The following is a 16,802-nucleotide window of genomic DNA, read 5'->3' as shown; positions in this document are numbered from 1 at the left end:
TGCGTATTGTCGGCTCAACTCCTGAGTTCGATTATATCAATGAATTTTTGTAACGCTTTATGTTGTTACAAATATCCAGGGAGATTTTATGGCTTCTGGTAGTTTCCAAAACGAAGTGCCCAAGGCCCGGGTCAACATCAAGCTCGATTTGCATACGGGCGATGCACAGAAAAAAGTCGAATTGCCGCTCAAGTTGATGGTGATAGGCGACTACAGTAACGGCAAGGAACAGCGGCCGTTGTCCGAGAGAAGCAAAGTCGCCATCGACAAGAATAATTTCGATAGCGTGCTGGCCGAGTTTTCTCCCGAGGTCAAGCTGGCGGTGGCCAATACCCTGGCGGAGGATGCCGGCGAAGCGGCGGTCGATCTGGGTTTCCGGAGTATGAAGGATTTCGAGCCGGAACAAGTGGCTCGGCAAATTCCGCAACTGCGCGCACTGCTGGCAATGCGTAACTTGCTGCGCGACCTCAAGTCCAACCTTTTGGACAATGCCACGTTCCGCCAGGAACTGGAGCGTATTCTCATGGACGAGGCACTGAGTGACGAACTGCGAGGTGAGTTGGCGGCACTGGCTCCGGAACACATTCGTTAATTCACCTCGGCTCGTTTAAAGGGAAGTTTAAAAATGTCTATCGAACATTCTCCTGCGCAATCGCGCGGCACTACAGTGTTGCCTGAAGAAGACCAAGGCGTGTATGGCGCGTTGTTTGGCAAGATCAATCTCAACCCGGTAAAAGTGCTGGGCGAAATTGAAGTGTTTCAAAATTCCGAGGCGCTGTCGGACGTTTCTGCCGATGAGCGAGTGACTGCCGCTGTCAGTGTTTTCTTGAATTTGATCAAACAGTCTTCGCGCAAAGTCCGGCGTCTGGACAGGACACTGCTGGATGAACATATTGCGTCGCTGGATGCACAAATCAGCCGCCAACTGGACGCCGTGATGCATCACCCGGATTTCCAGCGGGTGGAGTCCACCTGGCGCGGTGTGAAATCGTTGATCGACCAGACCGATTTCCGCCAGAACGTGCGCATCGAATTGCTTGATATCAGCAAGGATCACCTGGTCCAGGATTTCGAGGATGCACCGGAGATCGCACAAAGTGGCCTGTATGTGCATACCTACACCCAGGAGTACGACACCCCGGGTGGCGAGCCGATCGCCGCTGCCATTTCCAACTTCGAGTTCGACCGCAGCCCGCAGGACATTGCCTTGCTGCGCAATATTTCCAAAGTCTCGGCAGCCGCGCACATGCCCTTCATCGGCTCCGTCGGCCCGGCCTTTTTTGGCAAGCGCTCGATGGAAGAAGTCGCCGCCATCAAGGACATCGGCAACTACTTTGACCGTGCCGAATACATCAAGTGGAAAGCGTTCCGCGACAGCGACGATGCCCGCTATATCGGCTTGCTCATGCCCCGCGTGCTGGGCCGTCTGCCGTATGGCCCGGACACCGTTCCGGTGCGCAGTTTCAACTACATCGAAAGCGTCAAGGGACCGGACCACGACAAATACCTGTGGACCAACGCTTCGTTTGCCTTCGCTGCCAACATGGTCAAGAGCTTTATCGCCAACGGCTGGTGCGTGCAGATTCGCGGTCCGCAGTCTGGCGGCGCGGTCACCGACTTGCCGATTCACTTGTACGATCTGGGCACTGGCAATCAGGTGAAGATCCCTTCGGAAGTGATGATTCCGGAGACGCGCGAGTTCGAGTTCGCCAACCTCGGGTTCATCCCGCTCTCGTACTACAAGAACCGTGACTACGCGTGCTTCTTCTCGGCCAACTCCACGCAGAAACCGGCGTTGTACGATACCCCGGAGGCCACCGCCAATAGCCGGATCAATTCGCGCCTGCCGTACATCTTCCTGCTGTCACGCATTGCCCATTACCTGAAGCTGATCCAGCGCGAAAACATCGGCACCACCAAGGACCGCCGATTGCTGGAGTTGGAGCTGAACAAGTGGGTCGGTGGTTTGGTAACCGAGATGCTGGATCCGGGTGACGACCTGCAGGCTTCACACCCGTTGCGTGCTGGCAAAGTCACCGTTGAAGACATCGAGGACAACCCGGGTTTCTTCCGCGTCAAGTTGTACGCCGTGCCGCATTTCCAGGTGGAAGGCATGGACGTCAACCTGTCGCTGGTTTCGCAGATGCCCAAGGCAAAAGCCTGAGTCCTGTGCAAACCCAACCCATTGCGTAGGGATTCGACCTCATGAAAATCGACCGCCCCTTGTGGGCCGCGGGGGCATTGCTGTCCCCGCAGCAATTCCAGCAGCAGGCGCGCTGGGAAGCCTGGGCCAACGAGTGTCTGGCTCGTTTGTCCCTGGTGCACCCCTGGGGCGTCCAGGACGTCGCGTTTGACCTGCAAGCACTGCGCCTGGGCAAGCTCAAGGCCACTCGCCTGAGCCTGCGCATGCCTGACGGCACCTTGATCGACACTGACCATGTCGATCGACTGCCCCTTGGGCTGGAGCTGTCGCGCCTGCTGTCCGACGATACCCAGGCGGCGACCTTGCTCCTGGCCTTGCCACTGGAACAGGCCAATGGCAACAACTGCCTGTTCGACGCCGACAAGGCCGATCGACCCACCCGTTATCGTCAGGACTGGCGTCAGGTGCAGGACATTTACGCCGATGAAGTGCAATCGGTCGGCGTACTGGAACACGTGCTGAGCCTGCGCTTCGATCACGACGAGAACGGCGATTACCTGACCTGCCCGATCGCGCGCCTGGTGCGTGACGGGCAGGGCGCCTGGAGTCTTGATCCTGACTATGTGCCGCCGCTGCTCAGTTTCGCGGCGCACCCGGGTCTGTTGACGCAACTGGACAACCTGTTGACCCAGTTGTCCTCCAAGCGTCAGCGGCTGATGGGCATGCGCCGTGAGAGTAACCAGCGAATGGCTGACTTCGCCGTGGCCGACGTGTCGTTGTTCTGGTTGCTCAATGCTTTGAACACCTACCAGCCGGTATTGGCCGATCTCAAGGCCTGGCCGGCGCGACATCCCGAGCAGGTCTATCTGGAGCTGACAAAACTGGCCGGCAGTCTGCTGACCTTTTCGCTCGAACACGATGTCGAGCAGATTCCGCCTTACCGCCACGAAGACCTGGAAAGTGTGTTCCCGCCACTTTTGCGCATGATTTCCACGTTGCTGGAGGCCAGCCTGCCTTCGCGGGTCATTGCCCTGACACTCGAGCAGAGCGCCGCCAACCGTTGGCAGGTCCGACTTGACGACGCCCGTTTGCGCGAGCCCGACAGCGCCGATTTCTATCTGTCGGTGCGTTGCCGCTTGCCCGCTGTGCAATTGCAGAATCAGTTCCCGCAACTGTGCAAGATCGGCACACCGGACGAAGTCGATCAACTGGTCAACGCCGCACTGGATGGCGTGCCGTTGCAGTCCCTCAGCCATGTCCCGGCGGCCATCCCCCTGCGCCTGGAAAATCAGTACTTCGCCCTGGATCTCAACCATGCCAAGGGGCAAGCCATTCGGGACCAGGGCATCTGTGCCTTGTACGTCCCGAGCACCCTGGCCGACGTCAAACTTGAACTGTTCGCGGTACTACGTGCATGAACCTGATCGAAGCGAAAAAACCGGCCGCCATGACGGTCGACATCGACGCGTTGTTGCAAGACAGCTACCTGCTGGTGGTCGAGTTGCGGCAAGGGGCCTCCGCGCAAAGCAGCGAAGAGGTCAAGGCGCTTTGCGTAAAGCAGGTCGAGCACGTTCGCCAGCGGCTCATGGATGCCGGCCTGGCCCAACGCAGCATCGACCATATCAGCCACGCTCAATGCGCGTTGCTGGATGAAACCATGCTCAACCGCACCGATAACGATGCCCATTCCCGGTGGGCCAGTGAACCCTTGCAAGCGAAGTTTTTCAATCGCCACCAGGCCGGGGAGTTCCTGTACGAGGACATGCGCGAGGTGCTGCGCGAACCGGCGCCGGACCTTCAGGTACTGACGACCTTCCAGCGGGTTTTGACCCTGGGTTTTCGCGGCCGTTATCGTGATGACAATGACCCCGAGCGTGAACAACTGCTGGCCGATCTGAATGCCCGGGTCGCACCACTGAAGCTGCGTCAGTCATTAACCGCACCCCTCCGCGCCAGCCATGGCGCAATGGCGTTGCACTGGATGCGCTCGCCGCTGGTCAACGTCCTGGCTGCCGGTCTGTTGCTGGTCGGTGTCTGGTACGGCCTCGACCAGTTGTTGGGTGGTCTGGTTGCGACGCTCTTGGCCGCGCAGGCCTGAGGTGGAGCCCATGACGCTCAAACTCAAACAAGGGCTTTGGCTGTGGGCGGGTGCACTGGCCCTGATGCTGCTGGCCATCATCCCGTTTGGTGGATGGGGCCGTGCCGCCGTGGCCCTGATCGTTGTCGGTTGCGTTGCGCTCGCCTGTGTCCGGGCCGCGCGTCAACGGCAATTACCCGGCCCGCTCGACAACCTGGCGTTGCCACCGGCAGCGTATCGTCATCCGGTGGTACTGGTGTGTGGTGATGGCCTGGCCGGGCTGTTTGGTGAAACGTGCAACGGCCAGCCGGCGTTGCGCATGACCGAGCAGGGCTGTTACCTGCGGGTCTCCCGTGCGGAACAACTACCGGGGGTGACTGACAGCGTCCTGGCCTTGCGTCCCGAGTGGGCCGGGCAGCTCTGCGTGATGTTCATTGTCAACCCGGGCGAGCACACCGATGCCGCGGTGTTGGCCGGGCACGTGCGCACGTTCAATTACCAGGCCGGGCTGATTCGCCAGCGTGGCATTGCACTGCCGCTGATGCTCGTCAGCTACTTGCAATCATCGGCGAGCAAGGGGGCCTGGTTCAGTTGGGAAGCCGGTCAGGACAGCTGCAACATTCGTGAAGGCGGGTCGTGCCTTGGCCCCAACGACTGGCATCGGCTGCCCGCTGAACATGCAACCCACACTCGGCGGTTGCAGGCCAGCGTCCAGCTCAACAGTGCTGCTGCCTGGCTGGATGAATATGTCCTGGCGCACTTCGCCAGTCGCGAAGGTCGCCAGCCTGCCGGCCTGCCGCTGGTTTGCGCCCGCACCTTCGTACCGGCTCTGCCCGGGATGATGACCGGCAATCTGTGGGGGCAATGGCTGTGGGGCAAGACCGGGCTGCGGGACGCCGATGCACAGGTGCAAGCGCTGGATGCGTCGCTGCCGTTCCCTGATCCTTTGCTGAATCTGCTGCCGGTCCAGGCTCAGCGTTTGCCAATGCGTCGTGCAAGCGTGATCGCGCTGTGGCTGTTCACGGTAGCCGCCGTGGTCGCCCTGACCAGTTCGGCCTGGCAGAACGCCCTTCTGCTGCGTCAGGTCAGCGATGACCTGAGGCGGTATGCGTCCATTGCTCCGACGGAGCGTCGCGATCAACCCGAATTTGCCCAACGGGAAGAAGCGTTGAACGTGCTGCGCGAGGACGCCGTGCGCCTCGACAGTTACTACCGCCGGGGTGAGCCCCTGGCGCTGGGCCTTGGCCTGTATCGCGGCGAGCAATTGCGCGCTGGGCTGCTGTCGACCATCGCCAACCACCGGCAACCGTCGACGAGCCCGATGCCGGCACGCGCGGCGCGAACCGTGCGCCTGGACAGCCTGTCGCTGTTCAGCAGCGCCAGTGCCCGACTCAAGCCGGAATCGACCAGGGTGCTGATCGACGCCCTGGTCGGCATCAAGGCCCAGCCTGGCTGGCTGATCGTGATTGCCGGGCATACCGATGCCGTGGGCAGCGACGAACACAATCTGCAGTTGTCCCGCGCCCGTGCGGCGGCGGTGCGTGACTGGATGCAACGCATGGGCGGCATCCCCGACAGCTGTTTCGCGGTGCAGGGCTTTGGCAAGAGCCAGCCGATCGCGAGCAATGACACCGAGGCGGGGCGTCAGGCCAACCGTCGCGTCGATATCCGTCTGGTGCCGGAAGCGGGGGCCTGTGCGCATCCCACGACCGGGGCAGACGTACAACCCCCTGTCGCAAACGCGGCATCTGTGTACTGAAAAAAGGAGCTTCACATGGCAGTCCCCATTTACCTGTGGCTGAAAGATGACGGCGGCGCGGACCTCAAAGGTTCAGTGGCCGTGCAAGACCGCGAAGGCAGTATCGAGGTGGTCGCCCAGGACCACAGCGTGTACATCCCCACCGACAACAACACCGGCAAATTGACCGGCACGCGGGTCCATACCCCGTTCCTGTTCACCAAGGAAATCGATGCCTCCAGCCCCTATCTGTACAAGGCAGTAACCAAGGGCCAGACGTTCAGCAGTGCTGAGTTCAAGTGGTATCGCATCGACGATGCCGGCCAGGAAGTCGAGTACTTCAACACCACACTGGAGAAGGTCAAAGTGGTGAAAGTCGCCCCGAAAATGCACGACGTCAAAGACCCGGGCAAAGAGAAGCACAACCATCTGGAACAGATTGAGTTGCGCTACGAGAAGATCACCTGGACCTACAAGGACGGCAACATCAGTCACTCCGATTCCTGGAACGAACGCTAGACCGCGTAACCCCGGACGGCCAGCAGGCAGGCCCCTGCCTGTTGGTTTCGGTGTGCTGGGCTGAGCGTCCGTTCGCGGACGTTCACCCCAGCCCATCTTGCCTCTTTCCATTGCCACAACCGACCACAGGCTGGACTTCCAGCACAAGGATGTTTCCCCATGTCCCATCATTCCACGCGCCTGCTTCGCCGCCTCAATCCCTACTGCGCCCAGGCGCTCAGCGCGGCGGCTTCCTTGTGTCAAAGTCGTGCCCATGGGCGGGTCAGTATCGAACACTGGCTGCTCAAGTTGCTGGAGCAGGGCGAGGGCGATCTGACCCTCATTGCGCGTCGCCATGAGTGGGACATGGATGTGCTTTGGCGCGGTTTGCTCGACCACCTCGACAGGCTGCCGCGCAGTGTGCAGGGCAAGCCGCAGCTGTGCGGCAAGTTGCAGAAACTCATCGAGAACGCCTGGCTGCGTGCTTCGCTGGAGGGTAACGACAACCTGCGTTCGGCACACTTGCTCGGTGCATTGCTGGAGCGCCCGGACCTGCTGGCTTGCGAAGCGGTCTGGTCAATACTGGGCCTCAGCGAAGTCCAGTTGCAGCAGATGTTTGCCTTGCTCGACCAACACTCCGAGGAACGCCCGCAGGTACAACAGCAAAGCGCGTTGGACCCGCTCCCGGCGACGCAGCTCGCCGACGGTGCCGGGCACGATGCCTTGCAAGCGGTGCTGGACAGATTCACCCAGGACGTTACCGCCAAGGCGAAAGCAGGGCAGATCGACCCGGTGTTCGGGCGTGACGATGAAATCCGCCAGGTCATCGACATCCTCAGCCGGCGGCGCAAGAACAACCCGATCCTCGTCGGCGAGCCCGGCGTCGGCAAGACCGCGCTGGTCGAAGGCCTGGCCCTGCGCATCGCCGATGGCAACGTGCCCGACCGCCTCAAGGCAGTCAGCGTGCGCACCCTGGACCTTGGCCTGCTGCAAGCAGGCGCCGGGGTCAAAGGTGAGTTCGAACAACGCCTGAAAAACGTCATCGACGCCGTGCAGCAATCGGCCAACCCGGTGCTGCTGTTCATCGACGAAGCCCACACCCTGATCGGCGCCGGTAACCAGGCAGGTGGGGCGGATGCCGCGAACCTGCTCAAGCCCGCCCTGGCCCGCGGCGAATTGCGCACCATCGCCGCGACCACCTGGAGCGAATACAAACAGTACTTCGAGCGCGATGCCGCCCTGGAGCGGCGCTTCCAGGTGGTCAAGGTCGACGAGCCTGACGACGCCAGCGCCTGCCTGATGCTGCGCGGTCTCAAGGCGCGCTATGCCAGCCATCACGGCGTGCACATTCAGGACGCGGCGGTACAGGCCGCGGTCAGCCTGTCGCGGCGCTACCTCACGGGCCGCCAGCTGCCGGACAAGGCCGTCGACCTGCTCGACACCGCCAGCGCGCGGGTGCGCATGAGCCTCGACTGCGAGCCCCAGGTGCTGGTCCGGCTCAAGGCCAGGCACGCCGCCTTGGCGCTGGAGCAGCAGGCGCTTGAACAAGACGCGCAACTCAATGGCAGCGCCGCCAGCGAGCGCTTGACGCTGATCGCTGAGCAACAGGCCGAACTGCAACAACAGCAAAACGATCTGCTGGACCAATACCGTCATGAACTCGACCTGACCCGGCAACTGCTTGACGCACGTCAGGCCGACCCCCTGTGCACTGACCACTGCGCGCAGCTACAGCAACGGTTGCTGCTGGCCCAGGGCAACCAGCCAATGCTGTCCCTGGACGTCGATGCCCGCAGCGTCGCCGAAGTGATCGCCGACTGGACGGGCGTACCTCTGGGCAGCCTGCTCAAGGACGAACAGGCCAGCCTGCTGGCCCTGGAACAGCAATTGGCCGAGCGAGTGATTGGCCAGGAGCATGCCCTCGGTGCCTTGGCCCAGCGTTTGCGCGCGGCCAAGACCGGCTTGACCGAAGAACAGGCACCGCTAGGTGTGTTCCTGCTGGTGGGCACCAGCGGCGTCGGCAAGACCGAAACCGCCCTGGCGCTGGCGGACTGCCTGTTCGGTGGCGAAAAATCCCTGATCACCCTCAACCTGTCCGAGTACCAGGAAGCCCACACCGTCAGCCAGCTCAAGGGCTCTCCACCGGGTTACGTCGGTTACGGCCAGGGCGGCGTGCTGACCGAAGCGGTGCGCCAGCGGCCCTACAGCGTGGTGTTGCTGGATGAGGTGGAGAAGGCGCACCGCGACGTGCTCAACCTGTTCTATCAAGTGTTCGACCGTGGCTTCATGCGCGATGGCGAAGGGCGCGAAATCGACTTCCGCAACACTGTCATCCTGATGACCTCCAACCTCGGCAGCGATGAGCTGCAAAACGGTCTGCGCGAACAGCCCGAAGCCAGCGACAGCGACTTGCACGAATGGCTGCGACCTCTGCTGCGCGAGCACTTCCAGCCGGCGTTGCTCGCCCGCTTCCAGACCCTGATCTACCGCCCGCTGCTGGCCGACGCGCTCAAGCATATCGTCGCCCTGAAACTTGCCAAGGTCGCCAGTCGCCTGCACAGCCATTACGGCCTGGCCTGCCTGATTGAGGATGGCCTGCACGATGCATTGGTCGCTGCCTGCCTGCTGCCCGACACCGGTGCGCGCAACATCGACAGCCTGCTCAACCAGCAGATTCTGCCGGTCCTCAGCCAACAGCTGCTGCAGCGTCAGGCCGCCAAATACAAAACCCTTGGCGTGACCCTGGGCTTTAGTGAAGAGGAGGGCATCACGCTGCAATTCACCGACGGACCTTCAGTCGTTGCACCGGAGGGCCGAGCATGAACCCTGTCTTCGGCCACAACCGCCACACACTCAAGATCGACCAGCTCGACACCCACCTCGACGTCCTCGCCTTCGAGGGCCATGAGCACCTTAGCCAACCCTACCTCTACCGCATCGAATTCACCGCCAGCGACCTCGACATCGGCGCGGAAAAATTCATCGGCCAGTACGCCGAGTTCAGCCTGTACGACGCACCGTCCAACGTGCCCGTGTTCGACTGGGAAGTACCCAGGCCGCCCAAGCCCCTGCGCACCGTCTATGGCCGCATCACCGCCTGCCAGCGCCTGTCCGGCTCAATCGACGAAGCCCGCTACGAAGTCACCCTGCAACCGCGCCTGGCCCTGCTTGATCGCGGCCAGCAAACGCGGATCTATCAGCACCAGTCCGTGCCGGACATCGTCAAAAGCATCCTGCGCGACCGCCACGGTCTCGACACCGGGCACTTTCGCTTCAACCTCAAGCGCGAGTACCCGCCGCGCGAGCAGGTCATGCAGTACCAGGAAAGCGACCTGGCCTTCATCAGCCGGATCCTGGCCGACGTCGGCATCTGGTACCGCTGCATCCAGCACGAAGAGCTCGCCTTCGACGTCGTCGAGTTCTGCGACGACCAGCGCTGCTACCAGTTCGACGTCGAACTGCCGCTGCGCTCGCCGTCGGGCTTCAGCAACAGTGAGCAGGACAGCGTCTGGGCCCTGAAAACCCGCCACCGGGTGGTGGAACAGCAGGTCAGCGTACGCGCCTATCACCCCGACGACAGCCGTGCCTTCCTCGACGGCGAGGTCGACCAGACCCGCGGCGAGCCCGCCACCCACGGTGTGGCCACAACCCGCGGCGTCGCCGACAACACCTACGGCGACGCCTACCACTACGCCGAACCCTACCGCGTGCTCGGCAAGTCCCACCTGCGCGACGAAGACCTGCAAAGCGAAAGCGGCTTTTTCTATGCGCGCCTGCGCCACGAACGCTACCTCAACAACCAGACCCACCTCAGCGGCACCAGCAGCAGCGCCACCTTGGCCCCAGGTCAGGTCCTGACCATCAGCGGCGACGCCCCCAAGGCCTTCGCCTCCCGCGTGGTGATCACAAAGATCACCACGCGCGCCGCCCGCGACCGCAGCCTGACCTGCGATTTCGAAGCCATGCCCTACGCCTTGCGCCTGTGCTTTCGCCCAGAAGTACCGCCCAAACCACAAATCGCCGGCACCCTGCCAGCGCGCGTTACCCACCCCCAGAGCAACCCCCTGTACACCGAAATCGACATGCAAGGGCGCTACCGGGTCAAGTTCCTCTTCGACCGCGACACCTGGCCCGCCGGCCGCGAAAGCAAATGGCTGCGCCAGGCCCGCGCCTACGCCGGCGACACCTACGGCCTGCACCTGCCGCTGATCGCCGGCACCGAAGTGGCCATCGCCTTCGAACAGGGCGACCCGGACAAACCCTACATCGCCCACGCCCTGCACGACGACCAGCACCCCGACCTGGTGACCCAGCGCAACGACCACCGCAACGTGCTGCGTACGCCGGCCAATAACAAGTTGCGCATGGACGACACGCGGGGGCAGGAGCACATCAAGCTCAGCACCGAGTATGACGGCAAGAGTCAGCTGAATCTGGGGCATCTGGTAGATGGCCAGCGGAAGAAGCGTGGGGAAGGGTTTGAGCTGAGGACGGATCAGTGGGGGAGTTTGCGGGCGGGCAAGGGCCTGTTCATCAGTGCCGATGCACAGGCCAAGGCGCAGGGCCCGGTGCTGGACATGGACGCTGCCGTCGGCCGCCTGCAACAGGCCGGCGAACAACTGCAAAAGCTCTCGGTCGACGCCCAGGCCGCCAATGCCAATCCGGCGGACGTGGCAGCACAGCTGAACCTGCTGCGCCAGGACCTCGAACAGCTCAAGTCCCAGGTCCTGCTGCTCAGCGCACCGCAAGGCATCGCCCTCACCAGTGGCCAGCACCTGCAACTGGCGGCCAAGGACAACCTGATGCTCAACGCCGGTGGCGAGGCCGACCTCAGCGTGGTCAAGCGCCTGTTCATCGGCGTCGGCCAGGGGCTGAGCCTGTTTGTGCGCAAGCTCGGGATCAAGCTGATCGCCAATCAGGGGCCGATAAGCGTCCAAGCGCAAAACGACAAGCTGGAACTGATCGCCCGCCATGGCCTGGAGATCACCAGCACCGAAGACGAAATCCACATCACCGCCAAGAAGAAAATCGTCCTCAACGGCGGCGGCAGCTACCTCACCCTGGAACAGAGCGGCATCGAGTCGGGCACGGCAGGGGATTACAAGGTCAAGTCGGCGGACTACCTGTACACCCAGGTCAAAGCCACCCAGCCGGCGCAAGTATTCGGGTTGCCGCAGGTTATCGATCCGCCGCTCGAGTTCCACGAGCAATTCCGGATCTTCAGGAGCGATGGCGAACAACCCTGGGCCAGCGTGCCCTACAAGATCACCGCCGCCTCAGGCCTGGTCTGGAAAGGCACCACCGACAGCCAGGGGTTTACCGAGCGTGTCTACACCGCCAAGCCCGAAGAGCTGTCGCTGGTCTACGACATCGAAGAGGAGGAAGAGGAAGAAGAACTGGAAGGGATCACCCTTCGACTGGGGCTGTTTTTTGATGGGACGGGCAACAATCTGGCCAATGCCGCGACCACGGCGCAGTGCCGGCGGGAGGACCTGTCGTTGTTCGATGAAAGTGAGCTGGCGAGCATCATCGAACATTGCAAAGGCTATGGTTTTGGCGAGTTCGATGGCGATGCCTTCAACAGTGCGCCGGACAACAGTTATGGGAATGCGCCGAGTAATGTGGTGTATTTACGTGAATTGTATCCAGACAACACAGCAACACCGATTACGACGAACGCGGCAATCGGTTATTTGAAGGTGTATCTGGAGGGTATCGGTACCCTCAGTCGTGGCGAGGATTCACTCTTCGGCATGGCCACAGGCCTGGGGGAAACCGGAGTCGTGGCGCGGGTTGAGCAAGCACCTGACCTAATCAAAGAGCAGTGGGATCTGTTTCAAAAAGCCAACCCTGGAACTTATATCCGCAAGATCGAGTTCGATATTTTTGGCTTCAGTCGCGGTGCCGCCGCCGCACGGCACTGTGCCAACGAGCTGCTCAAACCGGGTCGCGGCTTGTTCAAAGAACTGCTGCAGCCTGGCCGGTTCACCTTGCTGACCACGTTTGACCCGGCGGTGGATATCAGCCTCAACTTCATCGGCCTGTTCGACACCGTCGCCGCCATCGGAGGCATTGACCTAAGCGTGGCAGATGACCACAACCCGGGTGTGAACCTGTACCTGCCACCCGGTTGCGCCCGTCAGGTCATTCAGTTGCAGGCCCGCGACGAGCGCCGTCACAATTTTGCCCTTAACGGCGTGCATCACCACCATCGGCAAATCAGCCTGCCCGGGGTGCACTCGAACATCGGCGGTGGCTACTTGCCGCGCGCCCGCGAACGGCTTTGGTTGACGAAGCCGAGCCGTTTCACCCAGCGCCACAATCAACGGGTGCAGTCCACATCGGAGTGGATAAAGAATCTGCCTAAAGTCCAGGCGCTCCGTGACAGCGGCATTGCCGGTGATGGCCGTATCGAAATCAAGAGCTGGCCGATTCCGACGGTGGCCCGTGGCGGGCCGGAGACTCAAGACCAGCTGCATATGTTGACCATTGAAATCGATCGGACGGTTCGGGGTGAGTTGGCCCTTGTTTACTTGCGGTTGATGCGTGAGCTGGGTGTGCGCCATGACGTGCCATTTGATGTCATCGACGAGCAGGACCGACGTTTTCAGCTACCAGAAGAACTGCAACCCATCGCCGCTCAGATACTGGAGCAAGCACTCGCAGGTGCTGAAGTCAGCCTCGATCCCCACCAGGAGCGTCTCTTGCGTGAGCGTTACATCCATCAGTCCGCTCACTGGATACCTAACGGCATTTTCATGACCATGAAGCCAACAGCCGATGGTAAACGCAAGGTGTATCGCAACCACCCGCAAGAGGGTTATCCCCAATGAGGCGCTTGAGCCTGCTCTTCGGTTTGCTGTTTTGCCTAAGCGCCTGCGCCAGTGGTCCACAACCACCCGCAGCGCCCAAGCTGCCCTATTACAGTTGGTATGTCGGTCTGGCGGCTCCTCGTTTCATGGAAGTGTGGGTTGAGACTGTCGATGTGCTCGACCAGAGGGGGCTGCCGTTCTTCCGCGTGTCTGCGGGGGTAGCCAGTTACACCGGAAAAGTGGAGGGCTGGCACAAAGGAGGAGGATCGATGATGTCTGTAAACAACGTCGACCTGCCCGAACGGATCTTCTTGCGTTGGCAATCGCTGGTGGAGCCGCAGGCCTACAAAATCCGTATCCCGATCCCGCAATGGGTACGCGATGAAATGATCAAACCGGAGTGGGTGTTTTGCCAAGGCTCCAAAGAGTGGAGGAACGACTATCGAAAGATGATCACCTTGGGCATGGCCCCCGGCGGCATCGTCAAGGTCTGGGTGGGCGGAGCATGTCTGGACTTCAAGGAAGTCGGCCGCTTTCAGGCGGAGGTTGAGCCGCTTGGACCTCATCGGAACGGTAACGGTATTTACTACCGGGCACCGAAGCCGGAAGCCCAGGCTTATATCGACCAGCACGGTATTCCCTACGGTACTTGGTAGGTCATTACTTGGAAGGAGGCTAAACAGGTCAGCTTATTTTAAATCGAGTGAACGGCACGTCTAAATGCTCGGTAGTTGACAGGTATTCGCGTAAAGAAAGTTTTTGGAAGCATCAATTGATTTGAAAGGGATCTCTAAGGTATGCAAATTCGAAATGTTCTATTTGCAACTGGTACATCGCTTTTCTCCGCTCTATCGGCAGCTGGCTCAAGCGATTTTGTAGGGCGTTACTACCTGCAAGGTGCGATGGAGATGGCTTCTGAATTGCAACTAAATAAAGACGGTACGTTCGCTGGCGGAATTGTTTATGGCTCGGCGGAAGGTTATGCCAAAGGCAGTTGGCGGGTAGATGGGGATGCAGTGTTATTGCAAAGCGATGCCGGTAATACACCGAGGGCTGCGGGTGATATCAGTTTTAGTTTGCAGGATGAATTAAATTTGGAAGAAGTGGAGGAGTATCACGATTACGATAGTGAACGCGGCTATGAACTTGCGCGAAATAATTATGTTTTGGAAATAAAGCACGATCAGTATACAGCTCTTCCAGCGATTAACCCTGTAGACGTGTTTCTGGAATTTTCTGATGGTTCTGCAGCGAATCTGGTTTGGAAGAGTGAGTATGATTGGCGTCTATCGCTACCCTTTGATGAGCGAAAAGTTCTAAAGAAAATTGGCTTTCGTGATAAGGGAGGATCAGATGCTATTAAGTGGTTTGAGGTTTCTAATACTGCGCGTTGGCTTGGTATTGATTGGAAGAAGAAGCCAGGCCGAAAAATATCCTTTGATCAGCCATATGAGCGTGATCTGGCGGGGGCTGAGCTTTACTATAAAAATAATCCTGAAGAGCTGAAGCATATTAAGGGTAATTATCTGATTGCTATGTACTACGATAATGAGCTTATTAAGCCGAAGATTAATTCCGTGAGCGTTTACTGGGGGTATGAGGACGGATCCATAAAAAAGGAAATCTGGAATGAATCTAAGGAGCAATTAGCACTCCAGCCATATAACGTGCGGAGAAAACTACAAAAAGTCGGATTTCAAGAGCAAGGTTCGAAAGGACCCGTTCAGTGGGTGGAAGTTTCCCCAACAGGACGCTGGTTTAATATTTATTGGTCGGGATATCGGCCCGGCCAAGAAGACGATCCTTCAATGATATTCAGGGACTTGGCACTGGAGATCAAGCCGAACTGCCTGGAGTTGGATCTGGGCAGTGGCAAGGCGTGCTTCCGTAAATGACTTTTCTCAAGCCTTTTAGATGGAGCCCCGTCTGAGAAGTGCAAGCGGGTTCGATCTTGGCCTTTTTGAGTTGATGAAACATGAAATGGGGGCGTCATGCAGCAAGTCAAACATGCAGGAAGCACTAACGATGCTGACAGCACAGTCGTCAAAGTGGTGTCTGTGGAAAGTTCGTTAACCTGGGTGTCGCCTGCCGAAAATGCAGTGTTCAAGATCACACAGGATGCAGAATTACCAGAAATCGTCTTCGAGTTTCGCACGCAAGTGGCCGGTGATTATAAATGGTCATGGACAATCGAGTGGGAGGCAAAAGTCAGTGGGTTAAGGGAGCGCGCCAGAAAAGGTAATGTTCTGCAGACTTTCAAAGAATCGGGCTCGTTCGTCAGTAACGCTCGTTCATGGACCGTCGGTTTTTCTGAAAAGGTGTTGGGCGGCACGTTGACCGTGGAGGTGAGTGTCGGCGCCAAGATATTGAAAAGAGCCATAGTGATAAAAGGGCAAAATCCCAGTGCGCAGAGCGTCGCAACTTACATTGCCACCCTTGACGACATGACGGGCTTTGAAAAGCTGCTGGAGCAAGAAACCAACTCCAAACACTTCATTAACTTCGATGGCGAGCCAATAGTTGCCTTTGATAAAGGTTTCGGCATCACGCAAATGACCAATCCGGTACCCAATTACGAGCAAGTCTGGAACTGGAAAGCCAACATCCTGGCGGGATCTTCGATTTATAAGGACAAAGTGCGCATCGCCAAAAAATACCTGGGGCAAGCAGGCAGAACCTATACAGAAGATCAGCTGCGCCATGAAGTGTTCAGCCGGTGGAACGGTGGTTCTTATCACGAGTGGGATAGGGTTTCTACTTCCTGGGTCAGAAAGAAGAACCTTTTGTGTGATGCCAATACCGGAAATATAGGCTGGTCGATGGATAACGAAATGAACAAGGACAAAACGCAAGCACAATTGCGAGAGCGAGATAAGGATACCTATTCGAAGGGAACTAAGGGGCAGTCGGATGATCACCCATGGCAATACCAGGGAGTGTGTTATGCAGATCATGTGCTTGGTAAATAAGCTCGGAAAGTTCCTGGTTGGGTTGTTGCTCGGATTGGCAGCCGTTACCTGCGCAAATGCCGAAACAGTGTGGCTAAAAAATAATGGCGGGCAGGTGCATCTGCAGATGGCCGATGGAACGGTGTATGACGTGAAGTTGTTTTCCGACGTGGGTGGTGTGTTTTATGACAGAGACAAGCACACGATCGGGGGAAGGGAATATGTCTCGCTGTTCCAGGTTTTATCTTCGAATTCTGCACGCCCTTCAGGCGTTTGTGGTGCGGGTAACGAGGTCTGGCTCCATGTCTATCAAGTCGCTGGCGCAGTTTTGAACGAAAAAATAAAAGTATTGGTGAGTAGTTGTTTACGCTCGATTTCACTGGCAAGTCAGAACACAGGGGATCAGATGCAAGATTCCGATTTCTCTTCAGTGCAATGGAGCTTAAAGGGGTTTTCCATTGAGTGGTTCGAAAATGTCGATGCTGCCGGGCGACCCTTGCAGTTTACGAACTTTGTTTTGCGTGAGGACGCTTTTTTACCGCAAGACGTATTGAGCCAAGAGAACCCGAACTAGAAATTTTCCATT

The 16,802-nt window shown here is 59.0% G+C and carries 12 protein-coding genes and 1 pseudogene; all 13 read left to right on the top strand.

Translation table 11 applies throughout. The features are described from left to right. Positions 1-88: 88 nt before the first annotated feature. Entirely contained in the window at positions 89-592 is a 504-nt protein-coding gene (tssB, locus tag AB7M25_RS18180; RefSeq protein WP_454237778.1) for a type VI secretion system contractile sheath small subunit, read from the top strand. A 33-nt stretch (positions 593-625) separates the two neighbouring features. Further along, positions 626-2,164 carry a type VI secretion system contractile sheath large subunit gene (tssC, locus tag AB7M25_RS18175; protein ID WP_454237777.1) on the top strand — a complete coding sequence of 513 codons (1,539 nt, stop codon included), beginning with the start codon at positions 626-628 and terminating at the stop codon, positions 2,162-2,164. Positions 2,165-2,205: 41 nt separating this feature from the next. Beyond that, positions 2,206-3,561: a type VI secretion system baseplate subunit TssK gene (gene tssK, locus AB7M25_RS18170; protein WP_429389260.1), complete on the top strand. Its 1,356-nt coding sequence runs from the start codon at positions 2,206-2,208 to the stop codon at positions 3,559-3,561. Beyond that, positions 3,558-4,241, top strand: coding sequence for a type VI secretion system protein TssL, short form (gene tssL, locus AB7M25_RS18165; RefSeq protein WP_429561517.1), 684 nt, complete (start codon positions 3,558-3,560; stop codon positions 4,239-4,241). The genes tssK and tssL overlap by 4 nt, the downstream gene beginning before the upstream one ends. A gap of 10 nt (positions 4,242-4,251) precedes the next feature. Continuing rightward, positions 4,252-5,979: an OmpA family protein gene (locus AB7M25_RS18160; protein WP_429561516.1), complete on the top strand. Its 1,728-nt coding sequence runs from the start codon at positions 4,252-4,254 to the stop codon at positions 5,977-5,979. 15 nt (positions 5,980-5,994) lie between these two features. Continuing rightward, positions 5,995-6,477, top strand: coding sequence for an Hcp family type VI secretion system effector (locus AB7M25_RS18155; protein ID WP_429389266.1), 483 nt, complete (start codon positions 5,995-5,997; stop codon positions 6,475-6,477). A 159-nt stretch (positions 6,478-6,636) separates the two neighbouring features. Then, positions 6,637-9,279 (top strand): type VI secretion system ATPase TssH, encoded by a 2,643-nt coding sequence (gene tssH, locus AB7M25_RS18150; RefSeq protein ID WP_454238365.1) that lies wholly within the window; start codon positions 6,637-6,639, stop codon positions 9,277-9,279. After that, positions 9,276-11,577, top strand: a pseudogene (locus AB7M25_RS18145) (type VI secretion system Vgr family protein); the annotation flags it as partial. The gene tssH and the pseudogene AB7M25_RS18145, both read left to right, overlap by 4 nt. A gap of 632 nt (positions 11,578-12,209) precedes the next feature. Then, positions 12,210-13,289 (top strand): phospholipase effector Tle1 domain-containing protein, encoded by a 1,080-nt coding sequence (locus tag AB7M25_RS18140; RefSeq protein WP_429519581.1) that lies wholly within the window; start codon positions 12,210-12,212, stop codon positions 13,287-13,289. After that, complete coding sequence (locus AB7M25_RS18135; protein ID WP_454237776.1) at positions 13,286-13,924, top strand: DUF2931 family protein; 639 nt, start codon at positions 13,286-13,288, stop codon at positions 13,922-13,924. Before AB7M25_RS18140 ends, AB7M25_RS18135 begins: the two co-directional genes overlap by 4 nt. 141 nt (positions 13,925-14,065) lie before the next feature. After that, positions 14,066-15,163: a hypothetical protein gene (locus AB7M25_RS18130; protein ID WP_454237775.1), complete on the top strand. Its 1,098-nt coding sequence runs from the start codon at positions 14,066-14,068 to the stop codon at positions 15,161-15,163. 96 nt (positions 15,164-15,259) lie between these two features. Continuing rightward, positions 15,260-16,237, top strand: a complete 978-nt coding sequence (locus AB7M25_RS18125) for a hypothetical protein (RefSeq protein WP_454237774.1) — start codon at positions 15,260-15,262, stop codon at positions 16,235-16,237. Next, positions 16,212-16,790, top strand: coding sequence for a hypothetical protein (locus AB7M25_RS18120; RefSeq protein ID WP_454237773.1), 579 nt, complete (start codon positions 16,212-16,214; stop codon positions 16,788-16,790). The genes AB7M25_RS18125 and AB7M25_RS18120 overlap by 26 nt, the downstream gene beginning before the upstream one ends. The last annotated feature ends 12 nt before the right edge of the window (positions 16,791-16,802 follow it).

Source organism: Pseudomonas sp. AP3_22 TE3818 (assembly GCF_053628995.1).
This window is presented reverse-complemented; position numbering and strand designations above follow the sequence as displayed.

What these genes read in the sequence shown, in the direction of transcription:
- tssB (WP_454237778.1), top strand. Translation starts at nt 89, where the DNA reads ATGGCTTCTGGTAGTTTCCAAAACGAAGTGCCCAAGGCCCGGGTCAAC.
- tssC (WP_454237777.1), top strand. Translation starts at nt 626, where the DNA reads ATGTCTATCGAACATTCTCCTGCGCAATCGCGCGGCACTACAGTGTTG.
- tssK (WP_429389260.1), top strand. Translation starts at nt 2,206, where the DNA reads ATGAAAATCGACCGCCCCTTGTGGGCCGCGGGGGCATTGCTGTCCCCG.
- tssL (WP_429561517.1), top strand. Translation starts at nt 3,558, where the DNA reads ATGAACCTGATCGAAGCGAAAAAACCGGCCGCCATGACGGTCGACATC.
- AB7M25_RS18160 (WP_429561516.1), top strand. Translation starts at nt 4,252, where the DNA reads ATGACGCTCAAACTCAAACAAGGGCTTTGGCTGTGGGCGGGTGCACTG.
- AB7M25_RS18155 (WP_429389266.1), top strand. Translation starts at nt 5,995, where the DNA reads ATGGCAGTCCCCATTTACCTGTGGCTGAAAGATGACGGCGGCGCGGAC.
- tssH (WP_454238365.1), top strand. Translation starts at nt 6,637, where the DNA reads ATGTCCCATCATTCCACGCGCCTGCTTCGCCGCCTCAATCCCTACTGC.
- AB7M25_RS18140 (WP_429519581.1), top strand. Translation starts at nt 12,210, where the DNA reads ATGGCCACAGGCCTGGGGGAAACCGGAGTCGTGGCGCGGGTTGAGCAA.
- AB7M25_RS18135 (WP_454237776.1), top strand. Translation starts at nt 13,286, where the DNA reads ATGAGGCGCTTGAGCCTGCTCTTCGGTTTGCTGTTTTGCCTAAGCGCC.
- AB7M25_RS18130 (WP_454237775.1), top strand. Translation starts at nt 14,066, where the DNA reads ATGCAAATTCGAAATGTTCTATTTGCAACTGGTACATCGCTTTTCTCC.
- AB7M25_RS18125 (WP_454237774.1), top strand. Translation starts at nt 15,260, where the DNA reads ATGCAGCAAGTCAAACATGCAGGAAGCACTAACGATGCTGACAGCACA.
- AB7M25_RS18120 (WP_454237773.1), top strand. Translation starts at nt 16,212, where the DNA reads ATGCAGATCATGTGCTTGGTAAATAAGCTCGGAAAGTTCCTGGTTGGG.